Source organism: Pseudooceanicola nanhaiensis (assembly GCF_020171315.1).
Lineage (GTDB): Bacteria > Pseudomonadota > Alphaproteobacteria > Rhodobacterales > Rhodobacteraceae > Pseudooceanicola > Pseudooceanicola nanhaiensis_A.
Map to the genome: position 1 here is coordinate 409,252 of NZ_JAIUZP010000006.1, position 21,037 is coordinate 430,288.

18 protein-coding genes are annotated in these 21,037 nt (G+C 67.7%); 12 read left to right on the forward strand and 6 right to left on the reverse strand.

Going from position 1 to position 21,037, the window contains the following annotated elements; all coding sequences use genetic code 11:
* Positions 1 to 56 precede the first annotated feature (56 nt).
* Together LCM32_RS11945 and LCM32_RS11950 are read left to right on the forward strand one after the other, a co-directional pair.
* On the forward strand, positions 57 to 527 hold the full coding sequence (locus tag LCM32_RS11945) for a pyridoxamine 5'-phosphate oxidase family protein (protein WP_224821296.1): 471 nt from the start codon (positions 57 to 59) through the stop codon (positions 525 to 527).
* A gap of 151 nt (positions 528 to 678) precedes the next feature.
* The gene (locus LCM32_RS11950) at positions 679 to 1,167 is read left to right on the forward strand and encodes a CreA family protein (protein ID WP_224821297.1); all 489 of its coding nucleotides are present in this window, start codon (positions 679 to 681) and stop codon (positions 1,165 to 1,167) included.
* Positions 1,168 to 1,307: 140 nt separating this feature from the next.
* Here LCM32_RS11950 and LCM32_RS11955 read toward each other — a convergent pair whose 3' ends face one another.
* A complete protein-coding gene (locus tag LCM32_RS11955; RefSeq protein WP_224821298.1) occupies positions 1,308 to 2,525 on the reverse strand; it encodes a DegT/DnrJ/EryC1/StrS family aminotransferase in 1,218 nt (405 codons plus the stop codon).
* 106 nt (positions 2,526 to 2,631) lie between these two features.
* Positions 2,632 to 3,300 carry an HAD-IA family hydrolase gene (locus LCM32_RS11960; RefSeq protein WP_224821299.1) on the reverse strand — a complete coding sequence of 223 codons (669 nt, stop codon included), beginning with the start codon at positions 3,298 to 3,300 and terminating at the stop codon, positions 2,632 to 2,634.
* A 123-nt stretch (positions 3,301 to 3,423) separates the two neighbouring features.
* Between LCM32_RS11960 and glmU the strand changes: the two genes are divergently transcribed.
* The 4 genes from glmU to LCM32_RS11980 all read left to right on the forward strand — a co-directional run bounded on the left by glmU (position 3,424) and on the right by LCM32_RS11980 (position 7,927).
* Entirely contained in the window at positions 3,424 to 4,782 is a 1,359-nt protein-coding gene (gene glmU / locus LCM32_RS11965) for a bifunctional UDP-N-acetylglucosamine diphosphorylase/glucosamine-1-phosphate N-acetyltransferase GlmU (RefSeq protein WP_224821300.1), read from the forward strand.
* Positions 4,782 to 6,605, forward strand: a complete 1,824-nt coding sequence (gene glmS / locus LCM32_RS11970) for a glutamine--fructose-6-phosphate transaminase (isomerizing) (RefSeq protein WP_224821301.1) — start codon at positions 4,782 to 4,784, stop codon at positions 6,603 to 6,605. Before glmU ends, glmS begins: the two co-directional genes overlap by 1 nt.
* Before the next feature lie 78 nt (positions 6,606 to 6,683).
* Positions 6,684 to 7,241 carry a pyridoxamine 5'-phosphate oxidase family protein gene (locus tag LCM32_RS11975; protein WP_224821302.1) on the forward strand — a complete coding sequence of 186 codons (558 nt, stop codon included), beginning with the start codon at positions 6,684 to 6,686 and terminating at the stop codon, positions 7,239 to 7,241.
* On the forward strand, positions 7,238 to 7,927 hold the full coding sequence (locus LCM32_RS11980) for a DNA alkylation repair protein (RefSeq protein ID WP_224821303.1): 690 nt from the start codon (positions 7,238 to 7,240) through the stop codon (positions 7,925 to 7,927). Before LCM32_RS11975 ends, LCM32_RS11980 begins: the two co-directional genes overlap by 4 nt.
* Before the next feature lie 162 nt (positions 7,928 to 8,089).
* Here LCM32_RS11980 and LCM32_RS11985 read toward each other — a convergent pair whose 3' ends face one another.
* On the reverse strand, positions 8,090 to 8,530 hold the full coding sequence (locus tag LCM32_RS11985) for a hypothetical protein (RefSeq protein WP_224821304.1): 441 nt from the start codon (positions 8,528 to 8,530) through the stop codon (positions 8,090 to 8,092).
* An 83-nt stretch (positions 8,531 to 8,613) separates the two neighbouring features.
* On the opposite strand from LCM32_RS11985, the gene moaA reads away from it, so the two are divergent.
* Genes moaA through LCM32_RS12000 form a run of 3 tightly spaced genes read left to right on the forward strand, consistent with a single transcriptional unit; the run spans position 8,614 to position 12,010 of the window.
* A complete protein-coding gene (gene moaA, locus LCM32_RS11990; protein ID WP_224821305.1) occupies positions 8,614 to 9,621 on the forward strand; it encodes a GTP 3',8-cyclase MoaA in 1,008 nt (335 codons plus the stop codon).
* Positions 9,622 to 9,629: 8 nt separating this feature from the next.
* Positions 9,630 to 10,934 carry a 3-deoxy-D-manno-octulosonic acid transferase gene (locus LCM32_RS11995; RefSeq protein ID WP_224821306.1) on the forward strand — a complete coding sequence of 435 codons (1,305 nt, stop codon included), beginning with the start codon at positions 9,630 to 9,632 and terminating at the stop codon, positions 10,932 to 10,934.
* Entirely contained in the window at positions 10,931 to 12,010 is a 1,080-nt protein-coding gene (locus LCM32_RS12000) for a glycosyltransferase family 4 protein (RefSeq protein WP_224821307.1), read from the forward strand. Before LCM32_RS11995 ends, LCM32_RS12000 begins: the two co-directional genes overlap by 4 nt.
* A gap of 216 nt (positions 12,011 to 12,226) precedes the next feature.
* Here the strand turns inward: LCM32_RS12000 and LCM32_RS12005 are convergent, their stop codons facing one another.
* The 3 genes from LCM32_RS12005 to LCM32_RS12015 all read right to left on the reverse strand — a co-directional run bounded on the left by LCM32_RS12005 (position 12,227) and on the right by LCM32_RS12015 (position 16,842).
* Positions 12,227 to 13,393, reverse strand: coding sequence for a M20 aminoacylase family protein (locus LCM32_RS12005; RefSeq protein WP_224821308.1), 1,167 nt, complete (start codon positions 13,391 to 13,393; stop codon positions 12,227 to 12,229).
* 4 nt (positions 13,394 to 13,397) lie between these two features.
* Positions 13,398 to 14,612, reverse strand: a complete 1,215-nt coding sequence (argE, locus tag LCM32_RS12010; protein WP_224821309.1) for an acetylornithine deacetylase — start codon at positions 14,610 to 14,612, stop codon at positions 13,398 to 13,400.
* A 409-nt stretch (positions 14,613 to 15,021) separates the two neighbouring features.
* Positions 15,022 to 16,842: an ABC transporter ATP-binding protein gene (locus LCM32_RS12015; RefSeq protein ID WP_224821310.1), complete on the reverse strand. Its 1,821-nt coding sequence runs from the start codon at positions 16,840 to 16,842 to the stop codon at positions 15,022 to 15,024.
* 270 nt (positions 16,843 to 17,112) lie between these two features.
* Between LCM32_RS12015 and LCM32_RS12020 the strand changes: the two genes are divergently transcribed.
* The 3 genes from LCM32_RS12020 (at position 17,113) to LCM32_RS12030 (ending at position 20,985) form a co-directional block, all read left to right on the forward strand.
* On the forward strand, positions 17,113 to 18,816 hold the full coding sequence (locus LCM32_RS12020) for a peptide ABC transporter substrate-binding protein (protein WP_224821311.1): 1,704 nt from the start codon (positions 17,113 to 17,115) through the stop codon (positions 18,814 to 18,816).
* Positions 18,817 to 18,920: 104 nt separating this feature from the next.
* Positions 18,921 to 19,928, forward strand: a complete 1,008-nt coding sequence (locus LCM32_RS12025; RefSeq protein ID WP_224821312.1) for an ABC transporter permease — start codon at positions 18,921 to 18,923, stop codon at positions 19,926 to 19,928.
* Positions 19,921 to 20,985, forward strand: a complete 1,065-nt coding sequence (locus LCM32_RS12030) for an ABC transporter permease (protein WP_224821313.1) — start codon at positions 19,921 to 19,923, stop codon at positions 20,983 to 20,985. Before LCM32_RS12025 ends, LCM32_RS12030 begins: the two co-directional genes overlap by 8 nt.
* Positions 20,986 to 21,037: the final 52 nt, after the last annotated feature.

Genomic DNA, 21,037 nt, shown 5'->3' on the forward strand with positions numbered 1-21,037 from the left:
CCGCCACACGTTGTCACCGCGAACCGACACCAGAGCAAAGACGAAAGGACCCAGCCATGAGCCGCGACCTGAAAAGTGATTTCTGGAAAGGACTTGAGGACACCCGCGCGGGCCTGCTGGCCGCCGGTGGCGAACATCCCGTCCCGATGGCCCCCCATGCCGATCCCGAGGACGGCGCGATCTGGTTCATCACCGCCCAAGGCACGGCCGCCGACCGCGCGGCCCGCTCGGGCGGCGAGGCCAGCTTCCATGTCGCCGATTCCCGCGCCAACCTCTACGCCAACGTCCGCGGCCGGCTGGAGGTCTCCGACGACCCCAAGAAGCTCGACGAGATCTGGAGCGCCGTGGCCTCCGCCTGGTTCGAGAACGGCCGCAAGGACAGCGCCGTGCGCCTGCTTCGCATGACGCCGGAGGAAGCCGAGGTCTGGTCCGGTGACGGCGGTGCCAGCTTCCTCTATGAGATCGCCAAGGCGAAGATGACCGGTGACACGCCCGACGTGGGCGACCATGGCCGCCTGGTCTTCTGAGGCCCGCCGGTCGGGCGCACAGCCGGCCCTCACCGTCATCCCCCGGGCCGAGCCCGGTCTGCCGGGGCCTCCCCGCCCGCAGGCGGAGCCCCACCAGCGCTTCCCACCCGGGCCGCCTCGGCCCGGGACGTTTCCGTGAAGGACGTTATCCATGCTCAAGACCGCCGCGCTCAGAACAGGCCGCCTCGCCCTGCTCTGCCTCCTGCCCCTCGCCACGCCCCTTCACGCCGAACAGGTCGGCGAAGTGGGCGTCGACTGGGTCGGCAATGACATCGTGATCGAGGCCGTGGCCGATCCCAAGGTCGAGGGCGTGACCTGCCATATCGCCTATTTCGAACGCGGCCTGATCGACCGGCTGTCCAAGGGCAACTGGTTCGAGGACCCCTCGAACGCCTCCATCGCCTGCCGCCAGACCGGCCCGATCACCATCGGCGCCATCGCCCGCGACGAGGATGGCGAGGATGTCTTCAGCACCTCGCGCTCGATCATCCTGAAATCCCTGCGGGTGAAGCGGATCTACGACGAGGGCAACCAGACCCTGATCTACCTCGCCCATGCGGCCGAACTCACCGATGGTTCCGCCAAGCTGGCGGTGTCGACCGTGCCGCTCTACGGCACCGAGGTGACCTGGAAAGACTGAGGGGACCCGCGCCTGCGGCGGGCGGGTCGAGGGGGCGCTGCCCCCTCTTGGCCTGCGGCCCATTCACCCCCGGAGGAGTTACGCAAAGATGAGGGCCAGCCCTCTTCCTTTCCGTTTCCCAAATATCCCCGCCGGAGGCCTCAAATCTCCTGCGCAGCCCCCTCGGCCTGCCACACCGCTGCCACTTCGGCGCGGATGATCCGGGCGATCAGGGCGCAATCCTCGACGCTGAAGGTCAGCGGCAGCCGCATGTCCATGATCCCCTTCAGGATCCGGTCCGTCGCGGGCATCGGCTCCACCGGGGCATAGCGCCAGCTGTCGTAGCGCGAGGTGAAGGCGACCGGCTCTGCGCCGCCGAACCACTTCAGCTCGACGCCCCGGGCCGCGCAGCGCTCCAGCACCGCGCCGATGGCGCTCTCCGGCCAGTCGAGCAGCAGGAACTGGATCGAGGAGCCGACGTAGTGTTCCGCCTCGGGCCGCTCGATCACCGTCAGGCCGGGCGTGTTCCGCAGGCCGTCCTCGACGACACGGTAGCGCGCGTTCCAGGCCTCGCATTGCTGCGTCAGCGCCCGCACCTGCGGACGCAGGATCGCGGCGCGCAGGTTGTCCATCCGGGCCGAGACATTGGGCGTGGTGTATTTCACCCGCTCGAAGACCTCGGCCGGCGGCGCGGCGAGGTGACGACCGTAGAGCATGTAGCTGCCCGAGAGGATGATCGCCCGCGCCATGGCCTCGTCATCATCCGAGATCAGCAGCCCGCCCTCGCCGGAATTCATGTGCTTGTAGGTCTGGGTCGAATAGCAGCCGAAAACGCCGTGACGCCCCGAGAGCCTCCCCTTCCAGCGCGCCCCCATGGTGTGGGCGCAATCCTCGATCACCTTCACCCCCGCCGCGTCGCAGATCGCCATCAGCCGGTCCATGTCGCAGATATGGCCGCGCATGTGGCTCAGCAGCAGGACGCGCACCGACGGGTCGCCCACCTTCACCTCGAGATCGTCGAGGTCGATGGTCAGCCCCTCGGTCACGCCGACATAACGCGGCACCGCCCCCAGCGAGGCAATCGCGCCGGGCACGGGCGCCAGCGTGAAGGCATTGGTCAGCACCCTCTCGCCCGGTTTCACCTCCAGCGCGCGCAGCGCGGTGGCCAGCGTCTGCCCGCCCGAGGCCATAGCGAGGCAGTAGTCCGCCCCCATGGCCTGCGCGAATTCCTGCTCCAGCAGGGCGGTCTCGGCGGTCTCGCCGGGGGCCGTGTTGTAGCGGTGCAGGCGCCCGTGGCGCAGGACAGTCAGCGCGGCCTCGATCCCCGCTTCGGGGATCGGCTCCTGCTGGGTGAAATTGCCGGTGAAACGCTCGATCATGGGCGCATCCTTGGCTCCTGCGGCGGGCTGCGTCAATGCGATTGCGCCCCGCTGCCCGTGCCGGTTGGCTGCCCCCGCGCGCAGCGCGCAGCAGGGTTTGCCCGGATCAGGCCAGAAGCCGCGCCACCGTGCCGGGAAGCTCGTCGAAATGGCCGATCAGCGCCTCGGGGTCCAGCGCCAGCATCCGTTCGCCCTGCCCCTCTGGGCCGAAGGTCACGAGGATCGAGGGCACGCCCGCCGCCCGCGCGGTGTTGCGGTCGGTGTCGCTGTCGCCCACGAGGCAGGTCATGCGCGGGTCTCCGCCGGCGCGGCGCGCCGCCTCGAAAAGCGGCTCGGGGTCGGGCTTCTTCACCGTCAGCGTGTCGGCGCCCACCAGCGAGGCGAAGGCATCGCGCACGCCCAGCCGGGTCAGCAACTCCTCGGCGAGATGCTCGGGCTTGTTGGTGCAGATACCGACGCGGTAATTCGCCATCAAGAGCGCCTCCACCGCCTCCATCGCGCCGGGATAGAGCACGGTGTGGGTGTCGATGTCGCGGGCATAATGGGACAGAAGCTGCGGATAAAGCACGTCGATCTCCGCGTCGTCCTCTGCCCGGCCTGCGCGCGAGAAGCCGAGGCGCAGCATCGCCCGGCCGCCGCGCACCGCGACCCATTCGTCGCCCGCGCCCAGCAGATCGCCCATGCCGATGCCGCGGAAGCAGGCGTTGGCCGCCGCCAGCAGATCGCCGCTGGTGTCCGCCAGTGTCCCGTCCAGATCGAAGATTACGCTTTTCATCTGCCCTGCCTCCTGCGGGGCCGCCGACACATTCCGCAATGGAAGGTGAAGGGGGCGCCCTTGCGCCTGTTTCCCATCCCGATAAAACGGATGCCAACAAGGCGCAAAGCAAAAAGGGCAGTCATGACGGAGAAGGCGCTGGTGATCCTCGCCGCGGGCAAGGGCACGCGAATGAATTCGGATCTGCCGAAGGTTCTGCATCCGGTGGCGGGCGCCCCGCTGCTGGTCCACGCAATGAAATCCGGCGCCATGCTGGAGCCCGCGCGCACGGTGATCGTCACCGGCCACGGGGCCGAGGCGGTGGCGAAAGCCGCCTCCGACTGGGACGAGGAGGCGGTGAGCGTGCTGCAGGAAGAGCAGCTCGGCACGGCCCATGCGGTGGCGCAGGCGCGCCCCGCGCTGGAGGGTTTCGAGGGCGATGTCTTCGTGCTCTACGGCGACACCCCCTTCATCCGCCCCGAAACGCTGGAGGCCATGGCCGAGGCGCGGCTGCGCCACGACGTGGTGGTGCTCGGCTTCGAGGCCGCCGATCCGGGCCGCTACGGCCGTCTGCTGATGCAGGGCGAGGTGCTGGAGAAGATCGTCGAGTTCAAGGACGCCTCGGAGGAGGAACGCGCCATAACGCTCTGCAATTCCGGCGTGATCGCGGCGGATGCCAAGGTGCTCTTCGATCTCATCGACGCGGTCGGCTGCGAGAATGCGGCCGGTGAATACTACCTGACCGACGTGGTCGGGCTGGCGCGGGCCCGCGGGCTGTCGGCCACCGCCGTGGCCTGCCCGGAAGAAGAGACCATGGGCATCAACTCCCGCGCCGAACTGGCGCAGGCCGAAGCCGCCTTCCAGACCCGCGCCCGGGCGCAGGCGATGGAGGACGGCGTGACCCTGACCGCGCCCGAGACCGTCTTCTTTGCCCATGACACCGTCGTGGGCCGCGACACGGTGATCGAGCCGAACGTCGTCTTCGGCTCCGATGTCACCGTCGAGAGCGAGGCGCATATCCGCGCGTTTTCGCACCTCGAGGGCTGCCATGTCAGTCGCGGCGGGGTCATCGGCCCCTATGCCCGCCTGCGCCCCGGCGCGGAACTGGCCGAGGACGTGAAGGTCGGTAACTTCGTCGAGATCAAGGCGGCCCGGATCGACCGCGGCGCCAAGGTGAACCACCTCAGCTACATCGGCGACGCCGAGATCGGCGAGGAGACCAATGTCGGCGCGGGCACGATCACCTGCAACTACGACGGCGTGTTCAAGCACCAGACGCGGATCGGCGCACGGGCCTTCATCGGGTCGAACACCATGCTGGTGGCGCCGGTCTCGGTCGGGGATGACGCGATGACGGGCTCGGGCTCGGTCATCACGCAGGACGTGGAACCGGGCGCCCTTGCCCTTGCGCGGGCCAAGCAGGTGAACAAGCCGGGCTTTGCGCGGAAATTGTTCGAAATGTTGAAGGCACGGAAGGCAAAAGCCACCAAGGAGGCGCAATAATGTGCGGAATTATCGGGTATCTCGGAAATCACGAAGCCGCCCCCTTCCTGCTCGACGCGCTTCGTCGGCTGGAATACCGCGGCTATGACAGTGCGGGCATCGCGACGCTGAACCACGGCAAGCTGGACCGCCGCCGCGCGGTCGGCAAGCTGGTGAACCTCGCCGACCTGCTGGTGCATGAGCCGCTGCCGGGCAAGGCCGGGATCGGGCACACCCGCTGGGCCACCCATGGCGCGCCCACGGTGCCCAACGCGCATCCGCACCGCGCGGGCCGCGTGGCCGTCGTGCACAACGGGATCATCGAGAACTTCCGCGAGCTGCGCGCCGAACTGGCCGAGGCCGGCGTCCCCTTCCAGACAGAGACCGACACCGAAACTGTCGCCCTGCTGGCCAACCACCTGATGGAGGGCGGCATGGGCCCGGTCGAGGCGGTGACCGAGGTGCTGCACCGGATCGAGGGCGCCTATGGGCTGCTCTTCCTCTTCGACGGCGAAGAGGACCTGATGATCGCGGCGCGCAAGGGCTCCCCCCTCGCCGTGGGCTATGGTGTGGGCGAGAACTTCGTGGGCTCCGACGCCATCGCGCTTGCGCCCCTGACGGACCGGATCACCTACCTTGAAGAGGGCGACATGGCCGTGGTCACCCGCAGCTCTGTCGAGATCCGCGATGCCGCGGGCCAGCTGGCCAACCGCGAGATCAAGACGATCCGCATCGACAGCGCCCGCGTCGACAAGGCCGGGCACAAGCACTTCATGGCCAAGGAAATCGCCGAACAACCCAAGGTCATCGGCGACGCCCTGCGCCATTACCTGACGCCCGACAGCGCGGCGATCACCCTGCCCGGCGAGGGCGTGGATTTCACCAAGGTGAACCGCCTGCTGCTGGTGGCCTGCGGCACGGCCTATTACGCCTGCCTGACCGCGAAATACTGGTTCGAGCAGATCGCGCAGCTTCCGGTCGAAGTAGATATCGCCTCGGAATTCCGCTACCGCGAGCCGCCGATCACCGAGGGCACGCTGGCGCTCTTCGTTTCGCAATCGGGCGAGACGGCGGACACGCTGGCGGCGCTGCGCTACTGTAAGGGCAAGGCGGCGCGCATCCTCTCGGTGGTGAACGTGGCCGAAAGCTCGATCGCGCGGGAAAGCGACCTCGCCTTGCCGATCCTTGCGGGCGCCGAGATCGGCGTGGCCTCCACCAAGGCCTTCTCCTGCCAGCTCACCGTGCTGCTGATCCTCGCGCTGGAGGCCGCGCGGCAGCGCGGCGCCATCAGCGCCGAGAAGCTGACCGAACTGCTGGGGGCGCTTCAGGGCCTGCCCGCTCTCTTCAACGCCGCGATGGACAGCAATGCCCTGACCGAAAGCATCTCGGCCGACCTGTCGGAGGTCTCCGACGTGCTCTTCCTGGGACGCGGGCGGATGTATCCGCTGGCGCTGGAAGGCGCGCTGAAGATGAAGGAACTCAGCTACATCCACGCCGAGGCCTATGCCAGCGGCGAGCTGAAGCATGGCCCCATCGCGCTGATCGACAGCCACCTGCCGGTGGTCGTCATGGCGCCGCGCGATTCGCTTTTCGACAAGACGATCTCGAACATGCAGGAGGTCATGGCGCGTGCGGGCAAGGTGCTGCTGATCTCCGATGCCGCCGGGATCGCCGAGGCCGGGGATGGCGTCTGGCAGAGCGTCGAGATGCCCACCGTCGCGCCGGAGCTGGCCCCGATCCTCTATGCCCTGCCCGCGCAGTTGCTGGCCTATCACACCGCCGTCGCCAAGGGCACGGATGTTGACCAGCCGCGCAATCTGGCGAAATCTGTCACGGTCGAATAACCGGGCGAAGACCCGGGCGCGCAGCGGCGCGCCCGGCGGCCTGCCCCCTGCTCCCACCGACCCTGACCGGAGGCTCCCATGGCCAAGCAGTTCAAAGAGATCGAGGACGCCCACTGCGCCTTCATCGAGGATCAGCATATCTTCTTCACCGGCACCGCCGGGGCGGAGGGCTATGTGAACGTCTCGCCCAAGGGCATGGACAGCCTGCGCGTGCTGGGGCCGAACCGCATCCTGTGGCGCAACCTCACCGGTTCGGGCAACGAGACGGCGGGCCATCTGGCACAGGTGAACCGGATCACGCTGATGTGGTGCTCCTTCACCAAGCGCCCGCTGATCCTGCGCTGCTACGGCACCGCGCGGGTGATCCACCGCAACGATCCCGACTGGGCGGCGCTGAACGCGCACTTCCCCGAGGAACGCGGTGCTCGGCAGATCTACGACGTGACGGTCGAGATGGTGCAGACCTCCTGCGGCTATTCGATCCCCTTCTTCGACTATGTCGAGGAGCGCGACACGCTGCACAACTGGGCCGAAACCAAGGGCGACGACGGCCTGCGGGACTACTGGCTCGAGAAGAACACCCGCACCCTGAACGGTGCGGAGACCGGTATCGCGGAAGGCAATATCCCCACATGACCCTGCCCGGAACGGCCGAAGAGGCCCTCGCCCTGCTCGAACTCCACGCGGAACCGGGCAAGGCCGAGGAGATGCTGGCCTATCACAAGGTGCCGCGCCGCTATCTGGGCGTCGCGAACCCGGTGATCAACGACATGACGACCGAGTGGCGCCGCGCCCTGACGCTGGAGCAGCGGCTCTCGCTGGCCGAGGCGCTCTGGGACACGGATGTGCACGAGGGGCGGCTGGCCGCGGCCAAGCTGCTGACCCAGGCGCGCATCCGTCCTGACGAGGCCGTCTGGGCGCTGATCTGCCGCTGGGTGCCCACCTTTGACGGCTGGGCCGTGGCCGACCACGCCTGTATCGCCGGACAGAAGCGCGTGATGGCCGATCTCGCCCGCCTCGACGAGATCGAGGGCTGGACCGTGTCAGACCACATGTGGAGCCGCCGCGCCGCCCTCGTCATCACCCTGCCGCTGGCCAAGCTGAACCACCCCGATGCGGCGCAGGCCGCCGCGCGCGAACGGGTCCTCGGCTGGGCCGCAGGCTATGTCGCGGACCGGGAGTGGTTTATCCAGAAGGCCGTGGGCTGGTGGCTGCGTGATCTCTCCAAGCATGACGCCGAGCGGGTCCGCGCTTTCCTTGCCGAATACGGCGCCCAGATGAAGGGGTTCGCCCGCAAGGAAGCCGCGAAATACCTCGGCTGATCAGGGGACTGCACGGTGACGTTCACGCTCCCGGACCGGGCGCGAAACCTCTCCACCTGCGAGGAAGAGTTTTCGAAAACTCTTCCCAAAAATCTTCGAAGATTTTTGGTCGCCTGCCGCGCTGCCGGTCATCGTTCCAGCCGCAGCGTCGGGCGAGAGCGCCTAGCGCGCCGCGACCTCAAGCGTCGGCAGCCCCGTCAGCGGCGCCCCGATCGCCTGCATCGCCGAGAGCGAAATCCGCGACCCTGCGCCCGGCTCGCCGGGGATCGGGATCAACGTCACATCGGCGGTCTTGCCCTCGTAGGTGATGCGTCCCGGCGTCTCGGCCTTCACCAGCGGCGTTTTCAGCCACATCCCCGCCTCGCCCGGCGCACCCAGAGAGGCCACGGTGCGGCCCAGCGATCCGGCGGCCGGGGCAATCGCGTCACTGCCGGGCAGCGCGTCGTCTTCGGCCGCATCGGCGGGCATCTCCTCTGCCGCCGTCTCTAGAGGGGTCTCTACAGGCGCGGCCTCCATGGCCCCGGGGGCGGTCGGCTCGGGGGCCTGCATCCCGGCGCAGGCGGCCAGCAACAGGGGGCTCAGGATCAGGAAGCGTGTCATCATGGCGCAAAGTTAGCACGCCCGGCACCCGCGGCAATGCGGAAACAGCCCTTGCCCCGGCCCGTCGGCGGACTTACCTTCCGCCCATGAACACGCCCCTCATCGATCCCTTCCAGCGCGCGATCACCTACCTGCGCGTCTCGGTCACAGACCGCTGCGATTTCCGCTGCGTCTACTGCATGTCCGAGAACATGACCTTCCTGCCAAAGAAGGAGCTCCTCACGCTGGAGGAGCTGGACCGCATGTGTTCCACCTTCATCCGCATGGGCGTGAAGAAGCTGCGGATCACCGGGGGCGAACCGCTGGTGCGCCGCGATATCATGACCTTCTTCAACGGCATGGCGCGGCATCTGGAGGCGGGCGACCTCGAAGAGCTGACGCTGACGACCAATGGCTCGCAGCTGGCCCGCTTCGCCAAGGACCTCTACGCCGCGGGCGTGCGCCGGGTGAATGTCTCGCTCGACACGCTGGACGACGAGAAATTCGCCAAGGTGACCCGCTGGGGCCGCCTGCCGCAGGTGATGCGCGGGCTCGACGCCGCGCAGGAGGCAGGCCTCAAGGTCAAGCTGAACGCCGTGGCGCTGAAGGGCTTCAACGAGGATGAGCTCTTTACCCTGACCGAGTTCTGCCGCGCCCGTGGCATGGACCTGACCTGGATCGAGGTCATGCCCATGGGCGACCTCGGCAACGAGGACCGGCTGGACCAGTACTGGCCCCTCACCGACCTGCGCCGCCAGCTGGCCGAGCGGTACACGCTGACCGAACTGGCCGAGCGCACCGGCGGCCCCGCCCGCTACGTGCGGCTTGAGGAGACCGGCCAGAAGATCGGCTTCATCACCCCGCTCACGCATAACTTCTGCGAAAGCTGCAACCGCGTGCGGATGACCTGCACCGGCGAGCTGTTCATGTGCCTCGGGCAGGAAGACATGGCCGACCTGCGTCCGGCGCTGCGCAACCATCCCGGCGATGACGCGCCGCTGGAGGCCGCGATTCACCGCGCCATCGGGCTGAAGCCCAAGGGCCACGATTTCGACTATTCGCGCCAGCGGCCCGATGGGCAGATGTCGCGGCACATGAGCCACACAGGGGGCTGACGACGCCCATGCGCCCCGCCGCGCTGCCGCCGCTCTTCCATCTCTATTCCACCGCCGCCCGCCTTCTCGCCCCCGTGCTCCGCCGTCGCCTGACGGAGAAGCACCTGCGCGAGGGCGGCGATCCCGCCCGCGTGAGCGAACGCTTCGGCCGCGCCACCCTGCCCCGGCCCGCGGGCCCGCTGCTCTGGGTCCATGCCGTGTCGGTCGGCGAAACGGTCTCGGCCCTGCCCCTGATCGAGGCAGCCCTGGCCGAGGACCCCGCGCTTCACGCGCTCTTGACCACCACCACGATCACCTCGGCCCAGATCGCCGCCGACCGCCTGCCCGCCCGCGCGCAGCACCAGTTCGCGCCCATCGACGTGCCGCAGGTCTTTGCCCGGTTCCTCGCCCACTGGCGCCCCGACATCGCCGTCCTGACCGAAAGCGAGATCTGGCCTGGCCAGATCGCCACCCTGCACCGCCGCGGCATCCCGCTGGCCATGGTGAACGCCCGGCTCTCGGCCTCCAGCGCGCGCGGTTGGCAGCGGTTCGCCCCGCGCCTCGCCCGGGCGCTCTTCTCCCGCGTAGCGCTGATCCTCGCGCAGGACGCAGGCACCAAGACCCGGATGGAGGCGCTCGGCGCCGATCCCGCCCAGATCGAGGTCACCGGCTCGCTCAAGACCGCCGCCTCCCCGCTCAAGGTCGACCCGCAGGCGCTCGCCGCGCTCACCACCGCCATCGGCCATCGCCCGCTCTGGGTTGCCGCCTCGACCCATCCGGGTGAGGAGGAGATCCTCCTCGACACCCACAAGGCGCTTCAGGCCGATCACCCCGAGGCGCTGCTCCTCCTCGCCCCGCGCCATCCCGACCGGGCACAGGAGGTGGCCGCGCTGATCACCGCCCGGGACCTTAGCCATTCCACCCGCTCCGCAGACGCGCTGCCCGGCCCACGCGATCAGGTCTTCCTCGCCGATACGCTTGGCGAGATGGGCCTGTGGTTCTCCGCGGCGCCGGTGGCCTTCATGGGCGGCTCGCTCCTCGACAACATCGGCGGCCATAACCCGGTGGAACCGGCGCAGGCGGGCTGCGCCATCCTCTCCGGCCCCTATGTCGCCAACGCCGAGGAGCTCTACACCGCGCTGACTGCCGCCGGCGGTGCGCAGCTTGTCGCGCCCGAGCCCCCCGCCCTTGCCGCCGCCCTCGCCCCCCTGCTAGAGGGAGCCACCGAGAGGGGCGCCCGGGCCCGCGACTGGGTCCGCAGCGCCGCGGCCCGCCCGCAGGAGATCGCCCGCCGCATCCGCGCCCTCGCGCCGCAGAAGGATCCGCAGCCATGACCGAGACGCCCGAAGTTTTCGTCACCAATTACAACAAGCGGTTCACCGGCGTCTCCTCCACCGCCGCGCGCATGGCGCTGACCCACCTCAAGCGCTACCGCCTCGCCCTCGTCGGCCATCCGCTGCCGCTCGCGGGCCTGCCCGCGCCGATCACCCCGGCCGAGGCGCGCCGCCTCAGCAAGACGCCCCCCGCGGGCCGTCCCTTCGCCATCTGGCACGTGCGCCGCGACCCCGAGATGATCTCGGCCCTCTGGGCGCGCGACGTGCTGCGCCTGCCGATCAAGACGGTCTTCACCTCCGCCGCTCGGCACCGGCACTCCGCCTTCCCCCGCTGGCTGATCTCGCGCATGGATGCCGTGGTCGCCACCTCGGAGGAAGCTGCCAGCTTCTTCCCCGCCGTGGCCGCCACCCTGTCCCACGGCGTCGACCTCGAGCAGTTCAAGCCGGTCCCGGACCGCGCCGCCGCCTGGGCCGCGCTGCCCTATGGCGGCAAGAAGGGCGTCGCCATCATCGGCCGCGTCCGCCCCGAGAAGGGCACCGACATCTTCGTCGATGCAATGATCAAGGTCTGCCAGCAGGACCCGGATGTCACGGCGCTCGTCATGGGCATGGCCAAACCCTCGGAAGAGGCCTTCCTCAAGGACCTCAAGGACCGCGTCGCCAAGGCAGGCCTCACCGAGCGCATCCTCTTCCCCGGCTTCGTCAGCCACGAAGACCAGCTCGCCCTGATGCCCGCCCTCTCCCTCGTGGTGAACGTGGCGCGCTACGAACCCTTCGGCGTCGTGCCGGTCGAGGGCATGGCGGCGGGCACGCCCTTCGTCTGCTCCGACACCGGCTACTACCGCCAGTTCTCCGCCGGAGAGACCACCGGCCTCATCGTGCCGCCCGGTGACGTGGAGGCCCCGGCCCAGGCCGTAGCCCGCCTGCTTGCCGACCCCGCGAAGATCGAGGAGATGGGCGCCAAGGGCCGCGCCCTGGCCGCCGCCGAACACTCGATCCAGCGCGAAGCCGACGGCGTGGCCGAGATCTACGAACGCCTCTGGGCCGGCGAAAACCTCGCCGTCCACCGCGGCTGACCCCTCCATTTTCTTGCCGAAAATATCCCGGGGGAGGCCCCTCCGGGGCCGGGGGCAGCGCCCCCTGACCACATAGGAAAAACGCGCCACGGTCCCCGCAGCGCGCCCAAAATTCTTCGAAGAATTTTGCCAGGAATTTTCGAAATAAACTTCCAAGATTCTTGGACGCGACACCGGCAGGTCCCGCGCCCTTTCAACCTCTGAACCGGGCCCCGATCAGGCCGCCGGCATCCGCTCCTCGATGATGCCCGCCCACCAGGAACAGCCTGCCGGGATCGCTTCATCGTTGAAGTTGTAGTTCGGGTTGTGCACGTCCGCGCTGTCGCCATTGCCCACGAGGATATAGGCGCCCGGGCGCTCCTCCAGCATGTAGGCGAAATCCTCGCCGCCCATGGTGATCGGCGCATTCGCCTCGCAGCTGCCCGCGACCTTCTCGGCCACGGAGGCGGCGAAGGCGGTCTGCTCCTCGCTGTTCACCATCGCCGGATAGCCCGGCAGCCACTTGATCTCGGCCTCGGCGTCGAAGGTGGCGGCCGCCCCGGTGGCGATCGCCTTCAGCCGGGTCTCGGCCAGCTCGCGCGCGGCTTTCGTCATGGTGCGGATCGTCCCGCGCAGGGTGACGAAGGCCGGGATCACGTTGAACGCCTTGGACGAGCTCTCGATCGAGGTGACGGAGACGACGATCTCGTCGACCGGATCGGCATTGCGGCTGGCGATGCTCTGCAGGGCGCTCACCATATGGGCGGAGGCGACCACGGGATCGACGGTCTGGTGCGGCTTGGCACCGTGGCCGCCACGGCCCACGACCTTGATCTCGAACTGGTCGGTAGCGGCGAAGAAGGCACCGGGACGGATCGCGAACTGGCCCAGCGGGATCCCTGGCCAGTTGTGCATGCCATAGACTTCCTGGATGCCGAATTTCTCCATCATCCCGTCTTCGCACATCTCGCGGCCGCCGCCGCCGCCTTCCTCTGCGGGCTGGAAGATGATGATGGCGGTGCCGTCGAAGTTGCGGGTCTCGGCCAGGTACTTGGCCGCGCCGAGCAGCATGGCGGTGTGGCCGTCATGGCCGCAGGCATGCATCGCCCCGGGCGTCTTGGAGGCATAGTCCAGCCCGGTCTGTTCGTGGATCGGCAGCGCGTCCATGTCGGCGCGCAGGCCGATGACCTTGCCCGAGGTGTCGGTCTTGCCGCGGATCACGCCCACGACGCCGGTGCGCCCGATGCCGGTGACCACCTCGTCACAGCCAAAGGCCTTCAGCTTCTCCTCGACCAGCGCCGAGGTGCGGTGGGTCTCGAAGAGGATCTCGGGGTTCTCGTGCAGGTCACGGCGCCATTCGGTGATCTCGGGCAGAAGCTCGGCAAAACGGTTCTTCACTGGCATGGTCTTATCCTTCCGAAAGGCTGTCCAGCAGGCGCTCCATGAAGGCGTGGCCCGCGTTGAACTGGTCGATGGTGATGAATTCGTCGGGCTGGTGGGCCTGCGCGATGTCGCCCGGTCCGCAGACCACGGCCGAGAAGCCGTGGCGCTGGAAGTAGCCCGCCTCGGTCCCGTAGCTGACCACGTGGGTGCCGTTGTCGCCGGTGATCCGGCGCACGAAGGCCTCTGCCTCGCCTGCGTCCTCGGGCACGAGGCCGGGGCCGCCGAACTTCTTGGTCAGGGTGATGCCCGCATCCGGATGGATCGCCTTCATGCCGGCCTCGACCTCGGCCACCTTGGCGCGGAAGGCGGTTTCCCACTGCTCGTGGGTGTCGCCGGGCACGATCCGGAAGGAGAGCACGAAGCGGCAGTCCTTGGCGGTGATGTTATGCGCCGTGCCGCCCTCGATGGTGCCGACATGGACGTTGGTCCAGGCCGGATCGAAGGGCGCGGCCTTGGGGCCCGGGGTGGCGGCGGCAGAGGCCGCGTTCATCTCGTTGGCCCATTCGATGATCTTGGCCGCTTCCATGATCGCGCTGACGCCCTTGTGGGACATGGAGGAATGCACCTCGTAGCCGCGCATGTGGACGTCGAAGGCCAGCCCGCCCTTGTGGCCGGTCACGGCCTGCATCATCGTCGGCTCCCCGATGATCGCGGCGGAGGCCTTTGGGAACTTGCCCTCGGCGTCGCGGATTAGCGGATCGGCCCCGAGCAGGCCCACTTCCTCGTCATAGGTCAGCGCCACCTGCAGCGGACGCGTGATCCCGCGGTGCTGCGCCTCAACCACCGCCCAGATGGCGAGCGCGTCGAAGCTCTTCATGTCGGCGCAGCCCCGGCCGTAGTACTTGCCGTCCCGGGTGTCGACCGTGAAAGGCTCGGACGACCACTCCTGACCGTCCACCGGCACCACGTCGGTATGGCCCGAGAGCACGAGCCCGCCCTCTTCCATCGGTCCCGCGTGGGCCCAGAGCCCGGCCTTGGGCTGATCGGGGTGCAGGTGCCGGTAGGTGGGGACGCCGTTCTGTTTGAGGTAGTCCTCGACCCAGTCGATCAGCGGCAGGTTGCTGTCGCGGCTGACGGTGGGAAAAGACACGAGCTTTTCCATGATCTCGTAGGGCGTGAGACGGTTTCCGGAGGCGGCGGTCATCGGGGCATCGGGGTTGGCTGTGGATTGGGCACTCATGGGGCCTTGGGCTTTCTTTCTGTCGGCGCGCCGGGCGCGCGGCCACCGCGATTCCCGCAGGTGGCGTGATCCGGGGATCGTCTCAGCTTTTGCGCGAGGTGCAAGAGCGGGCGGAGAAAAGCCTTCGGTTCTTGGCACGGGCGTGCGGGATGCCGTGGCGGAATGAGGCAGTGGCTGCGTGCAGATGGCTTCCCCCTCAAGGTCACCGCAGAGGGCAGCGCCGTCCCGCGGGGTGGCGCATAAGCGCCGCCCCAGGGGGGCGGGTCGGCGCTGCCCGGCCTCACGGCCGGGCGGGGGGTGGATGGAAGGTGCAGCGCGGATTCGATCTCTCGACGCCATCACACCGTCCGGACCGTGCACGGCAGGACCACACCACAGGACGCCCAAAAAACAGGCGCCCTGCCCGGCCTCAATACCCGCTGTCGGTCGTCAGGATGAAGTGATCCTCGCCCACCTGCTCGTAGACCGAAGGCTGCGCGACATAGTCCATGTCGTGGATCGGCGAGGGGATCGGCTTGAACTTCAGCTCGCTCTCGGCCTTGCGGTTGTGCGGATCGGCCACCGGAACCGCCTGCATCAGCGCCTTGGTATAGGGGTGGCGCGGGTCCTCGAAGACCGCCTGCCGCGAACCGATCTCGACGATGCGGCCAAGGTACATGACCCCCACCCGGTGCGAGACCCGCTCCACCACCGCCATGTCGTGGCTGATGAAGAGGAAGGACAGCCCCAGATCGGCCTGCAATTCCATCATCAGGTTCAGCACCTGCGCCTGTACCGACACGTCGAGCGCCGAGACGGCCTCGTCCGCGACGATCAGCTTGGGGTTCAGGGCCAGGGCGCGGGCAATCGCCACCCGCTGCCGCTGACCGCCGGACAGTTCGTGCGGATAGCGCCGCAGGAAGCTCTTGGGCAGTTCGACCCGCTCAAAGAGCATCTCCACCCGTTCGCGCAGCTTGGCGCCCGAGGCGGTGCCGTAGTTCCGCATCGGCTCGGCCACCTGATCCATCAGGGTCATCTGGGGATTGAGCGAGGCAAACGGATCCTGGAACACCATCTGCATGTCGAGCCGCGCCTTCCGCAGCGCGCCCTGATCGAGCGCCATGATGTCGGTGCCATCGAGGTTGATCTGCCCCGACTGCGGCTCCACCAGCCGCAGGATCGAGCGCCCGCAGGTGGATTTCCCGCAGCCGGATTCGCCCACGAGGCTCAGCGTCTGGCCGCGCATCAGGTCGAAGGACACGTCTTCGACCGCGTGGACCTGTGCCACGGTGCGGCGGAAGAAGCCGCCCTTCACCGGGAATCGCGTGGTCAGGTTCTTGACCGAAAGCAGCACCTCGTCGGTGCCGGGGATCGGCTTGATCTCGCCCTGGTCGCGGCCCAGCAGGCGCATCGGCTCGGGCGCGGACTTGCCGGTCATCTCGCCCAGCTTGGGCACGGCGGCCAGCAGGGCCTTGGTATAGGGGTGCTGCGGGTTCTCGAAGATCTGGGCGACGGGCCCCTCTTCGACCTTGTTGCCACGGAACATGACCACCACGCGGTCGGCCATCTGGGCGACAACGGCCATGTCGTGGGTGATGAACATCACCGCGGTGCCGGTCTCGCGCTTGAGGCGGTTCATCAGGGCGAGGATCTCGGCCTGGATCGTCACGTCGAGCGCGGTGGTGGGTTCGTCCGCGATCAGCAGGCGCGGCTCGCAGGCAAGCGCCATGGCGATCACCACCCGCTGACGCATCCCGCCGGACAGCTCATGCGGATACTGCTTCAGGCGGCGCTCCGGCTCGGGGATGCGGACCTGCTTGAGCAGCTCCAGCGCGCGGGCCGTGGCGGCCTCCTTGCTCAGCCCCTTGTGCAGGCGCAGGCCCTCGGTCAGCTGGCGGCCCACGGTGAAGACCGGGTTCAGCGCGGTCATCGGCTCCTGGAAGATCATCCCGATCTCGTTGCCGCGGATCGTGCGCATCAGCGACTGGTCCGCCTTGGCGAGGTCCAGCTCCTTGCCGTCCTTGCGGTCAAAGATCAGCCGCCCGCCGGCGATCTCGCCGCCGCCGAATTCCACCAGCCGCATCATCGAGAGCGAGGACACCGACTTGCCGGAGCCGGATTCGCCCACGATGCAGACGGTTTCGCCGGGATTGACGGAGAAGGACACGTCCTCGACGCCCGCAACGGGGCCGTCCTTGGTCTGAAACTCCACGCGGAGGTTCTCGATCCGGGCGATCGGCTGGTCGAGCATCTGGGGGCACCCTTTCTGGTGAGAGATTGTGCAGAGGCTACAGACAGGCAAACGCCCCTGTCAAACCTGTGTGATGGCTCCCTCAGCGTCAGCTTTCAGCGAGGCTTGCAATTTGAGCGCATACAGTTTTGCATATCCGCAACCGTGGGGCGGATCCGAGGGGATTTGCGGGAAACTATCAGATGGGGGGCGCCGTCCACGGACCAACGCCCCTTATTGTACTTGGCGCCGGACCAGAAAGAGCCCGGGCCATCCAACTAGGAGAGTGAGATGCGTACGAAATCCCTACTGCTGGGCGCTGCCGCAGCCCTCGCGATGGCCCCTGCGGCCATGGCAGAGCGTGGCGCAGACGGCCACGTCAACGTGATCTACTGGCAGGCGCCGTCGATCCTGAACCCCTATCTCTCGGGCGGCACCAAGGACATCGAATCGTCCTCCATCGTGGTTGAGCCCCTCGGCCGTTACGACCAGGACGGCAATCTCGTTCCCTATCTCGCCACCGAAATCCCCACGCTGGAAAACGGCGGCGTCTCCGAGGACCTGACCTCGATCACCTGGAAACTGAAAGAGGGCCTGCTGTGGTCCGACGGCACCCCGGTGACCTCGAAGGACGTGGTCTTCACCGCTGAATACTGCATGCATCCCGATGGGGGCTGTGCCCAGCTGGCCAAGTTCAACAACGTCGCCAGCGTCGAGGCCATCGACGACCTGACCGTGAAGGTCACCTTCGAGAACGCCCAACCGAACCCCTATGGCCCCTTCATGGGCGGCCAGTCGCCGATTCTTCAGGCAGCACAGTTCGCCGACTGCCTCGGCGCCGCCGCCCCCCAGTGCACCGAGGCCAACTTCGGCCCGATCGGCACCGGCCCGTTCAAAGTCGATGAATTCCGTCCCAACGACGTGATCTCGCTCTCGGCCAACCCGAACTACCGCGATCCGGCGAAACCCGCCTTCGCCACCATGACCTTCAAGGGCGGCGGCGACGCGGCAGCGGCCGGTCGTGCGGTTCTGGAAACCGGCGAATTCGACTACGCCTGGAACCTCCAGCTGGCCCCCGAGGTCATCGCGGAGATGGAAGCCGGCGGCAAGGGCAAGACCGTGGTCGGCTTCGGCACGCTGGTCGAGCGGATCGAGATGAACCTCACCAACCCCTCGTCCGACCTGCCGCCCGAGACCCGTTCGACCGTCGCGGAACCGCACCCGATCCTGTCGGACTTCAAGGTCCGCAAGGCGCTGTCCATGGCGATCGACCGCGAACTGCTGACCGAGCTGGGCTACGGTCAGGCCGGCCGCGCGACCTGCAACCTCGTGCCCTCGCCCGAGATGTACGCCTCGGAAACCAACACCGAGTGCCTGACCCAGGACATCGAAGGCGCCAAGGCGCTGCTCGACGAGGCTGGCTGGACCGTGGGTGCCGGTGGCATCCGCGAGAAGGACGGCATGAAGCTGAAGCTTCTGTACCAGACCTCCACCAACGCCGTGCGTCAGGACTTCCAGGCCCTGATCAAGCAGTGGTGGGGCGAGATCGGCGTCGAGACCGAGCTGCGCAACGTCTCCGGTTCGGTCTTCTTCGGTGGTGACCCGGGCTCGCCCGACACCTTCCAAAAGTTCTATGCCGACGTGGAAATGTACGCGAACAACTTCGACGGCACCGACCCGCAGTCCTACCTGTCGATGTACGCATGCGGCAACGAGCCCAAGCCCTCGAGCCAGTGGCAGGGTGAGAACATCAACCGCTTCTGCAACGAAGAGTATGATGCCCTCCTGAAGGAACTGGCCCAGACCGGTGAGCTCGAGAAGCGCGGCGAACTGGCCAAGAAGCTGAACGACATCATCACCAAGGAAACCATGACCATCGTCCCGCTGGTGGACCGTGGCCGTGTCTCCGCCCATTCCAACACCCTGGGCGGCGTGGTGCTGAACACCTGGGACAGCGAACTGTGGAACGTCGCTGACTGGTACCGGATCAAGTAATCCACTGATCCCCGGGGGCGCGTTCGCCGCGCCCCCTTTCCGCCGCTGCGGGCCTCTTCCGTGCCCCCGCAGCGACCTTTCCTCCGGATCACGGACCCGCCCAGATGCTGACCTATACGATCCGCCGGCTTGTGCTGGCCGTTCCCACCCTCCTATTCATTTCCGTCGTGATCTTCCTGCTGCTGCAGCTCGCGCCGGGCGATCCGATGGCACAGGTGCCGCTGACCGTCCCGCCCGAGGTGAAGCAGAAGATGCGCGAGGCCCTCGGCCTCGGCGACTCCGTCTACGTCCAGTTCTGGAAGTGGCTGGTCCAGTTCTTCTGGGTCGAGCCGCAGGTGCTGTTCGACAACATCTTCGGTACGCACTTCGCCGACGGCAAGCTGCGGGTGCTCTCATGGCAGACCCGCTCGCCCGTAATGGACATCGTGGTGCAGCGCCTGCCCCAGACGCTTTGGGTCGTGGGCATGTCCTACGTCGTGGGCGTGCTGATCGCCCTGCCGATCGGGATCTACTCGGCCTACCGGCAGTATTCGATCTTCGACCAGCTCGGGACCTTCATCTCGATGGTGGGCTTCTCGGTGCCGACCTTCTTCACCGGCGTGCTGCTGATCGTGATCTTCTCGGTCGGGCTCGGCTGGTTCCCCTCGATCTACGACACGACGCTGCAGGTGAATGACTGGGCCAGCTTCAAGCTCCAGATCCGCCAGATGGTGCTGCCGGTCTTCGTGCTGGCGCTCTACAACGCCGCCCAGATCAGCCGCTTCATGCGCGCCTCGATGCTGGACAACCTGAACCAGGACTACGTCCGCACCGCCCGCGCCAAGGGCCTGGGCGAGCGCGTGGTGGTCCTCGTGCACGTGCTGCGCAACTCGCTGATCCCCGTGGTCACCGTGATCGCGCTTGGCGTGCCGCAGGTCTTCGGCGGGGCGATCATCACCGAACAGGTCTTCAAGGTGAACGGCCTCGGCCAGCTCCTGATCACCGCGATCGAGGCGAACGACCTGCCCATGGTGCAGACGCTCACCTTCATCTTTGCCGTGCTGATCGTGCTCTTCAACCTTGTCGCGGATGTGCTCTATGGCATCCTCGACCCGAGGATCCGCTATGACTGACGACACCCAGAAACAGGGTCCCGACGCGACCGCCGTAACCGAAACGACCCCCGCCCCCTACGCGGCCTCCCTCGCAGCCGCGGGCCCGATCCCCTCGGCCCCGCCGCGCAGCCAGTGGTTCGACGTCTGGCGGCAGTTCACCCACCACAAGGGCGCCATGCTGGGCGGCGTCGTCTTCATCCTGATGGTGCTGACGGTATTCGTCGGCCCGCTGCTCTGGACCGTGGACCCGACGTTCATCGACATCCGGGCCCGGAACTCGAAGGCGATCACCGCCTGCCTGCTCACCGGGCTGGATACGATGTTCTCCTGCTTCGGGGATCCCAAGGCCGCTGGGCTCAAGGCCAGCTGGGCGCATCCGCTGGGCGCGGACCAGCTGGGCCGCGACACGCTGGCGCGGATGATGGCGGGCGGGCAGACCTCGCTCTCCGTGGGCATCGCCGCCATGATGCTGTCGCTGATCCTCGGCTCGCTCTTCGGCGTGCTGGCGGGCTACTTCCGCAAGCTGGACGGTCCGCTGATGCGGATGACCGACCTCTTCCTCGCCCTGCCCCTGCTGCCGCTGCTCCTCGTGATGGTGCTGCTCTTCCGCGAACCGCTCTCGGCCGCCTTCGGCCCCGAGACGGGGATCTTCATCCTGATCGTGGTCGCCATCGGCATCACCTCGTGGATGCCCGCGGCGCGGATCGTGCGCGGCGACGTGCTGGCCCTGAAGGAGCGCGAGTTTGTCCTCGCCGCCCGCTCCATCGGGACCACCAACACCAAGATGATCAGCCGGCACATCCTGCCCAACGTCGTCTCGCCGATCATGGTCTCGGCCACGCTGGGGATCGCCAATGCGATCATCACCGAAAGCGCGCTGTCCTTCCTCGGGCTCGGCTTCCCGCCGGACTTCCCGACGTGGGGCCGCCTGCTCTTCGACAGCATCGACTACATGCAGCAGAACCCCGAACGGGTGATTCTGCCCGGCGTCGCCATTTCGCTGACGGTTCTGTCGGTGAACTACCTCGGCGACGGGCTGCGCGACGCGCTGGACCCGCGCCTGCGCGGACGCTGAAGAAAAGACCCTTCGTCCGGGCCCGCCGCCGTGGGCCCGGACATCCGTTCCG

What these genes read in the sequence shown, in the direction of transcription:
- LCM32_RS11945 (WP_224821296.1), top strand. Translation starts at nt 57, where the DNA reads ATGAGCCGCGACCTGAAAAGTGATTTCTGGAAAGGACTTGAGGACACC.
- LCM32_RS11950 (WP_224821297.1), top strand. Translation starts at nt 679, where the DNA reads ATGCTCAAGACCGCCGCGCTCAGAACAGGCCGCCTCGCCCTGCTCTGC.
- LCM32_RS11955 (WP_224821298.1), bottom strand. Translation starts at nt 2,525, where the DNA reads ATGATCGAGCGTTTCACCGGCAATTTCACCCAGCAGGAGCCGATCCCC.
- LCM32_RS11960 (WP_224821299.1), bottom strand. Translation starts at nt 3,300, where the DNA reads ATGAAAAGCGTAATCTTCGATCTGGACGGGACACTGGCGGACACCAGC.
- glmU (WP_224821300.1), top strand. Translation starts at nt 3,424, where the DNA reads ATGACGGAGAAGGCGCTGGTGATCCTCGCCGCGGGCAAGGGCACGCGA.
- glmS (WP_224821301.1), top strand. Translation starts at nt 4,782, where the DNA reads ATGTGCGGAATTATCGGGTATCTCGGAAATCACGAAGCCGCCCCCTTC.
- LCM32_RS11975 (WP_224821302.1), top strand. Translation starts at nt 6,684, where the DNA reads ATGGCCAAGCAGTTCAAAGAGATCGAGGACGCCCACTGCGCCTTCATC.
- LCM32_RS11980 (WP_224821303.1), top strand. Translation starts at nt 7,238, where the DNA reads ATGACCCTGCCCGGAACGGCCGAAGAGGCCCTCGCCCTGCTCGAACTC.
- LCM32_RS11985 (WP_224821304.1), bottom strand. Translation starts at nt 8,530, where the DNA reads ATGATGACACGCTTCCTGATCCTGAGCCCCCTGTTGCTGGCCGCCTGC.
- moaA (WP_224821305.1), top strand. Translation starts at nt 8,614, where the DNA reads ATGAACACGCCCCTCATCGATCCCTTCCAGCGCGCGATCACCTACCTG.
- LCM32_RS11995 (WP_224821306.1), top strand. Translation starts at nt 9,630, where the DNA reads ATGCGCCCCGCCGCGCTGCCGCCGCTCTTCCATCTCTATTCCACCGCC.
- LCM32_RS12000 (WP_224821307.1), top strand. Translation starts at nt 10,931, where the DNA reads ATGACCGAGACGCCCGAAGTTTTCGTCACCAATTACAACAAGCGGTTC.
- LCM32_RS12005 (WP_224821308.1), bottom strand. Translation starts at nt 13,393, where the DNA reads ATGCCAGTGAAGAACCGTTTTGCCGAGCTTCTGCCCGAGATCACCGAA.
- argE (WP_224821309.1), bottom strand. Translation starts at nt 14,612, where the DNA reads ATGAGTGCCCAATCCACAGCCAACCCCGATGCCCCGATGACCGCCGCC.
- LCM32_RS12015 (WP_224821310.1), bottom strand. Translation starts at nt 16,842, where the DNA reads ATGCTCGACCAGCCGATCGCCCGGATCGAGAACCTCCGCGTGGAGTTT.
- LCM32_RS12020 (WP_224821311.1), top strand. Translation starts at nt 17,113, where the DNA reads ATGCGTACGAAATCCCTACTGCTGGGCGCTGCCGCAGCCCTCGCGATG.
- LCM32_RS12025 (WP_224821312.1), top strand. Translation starts at nt 18,921, where the DNA reads ATGCTGACCTATACGATCCGCCGGCTTGTGCTGGCCGTTCCCACCCTC.
- LCM32_RS12030 (WP_224821313.1), top strand. Translation starts at nt 19,921, where the DNA reads ATGACTGACGACACCCAGAAACAGGGTCCCGACGCGACCGCCGTAACC.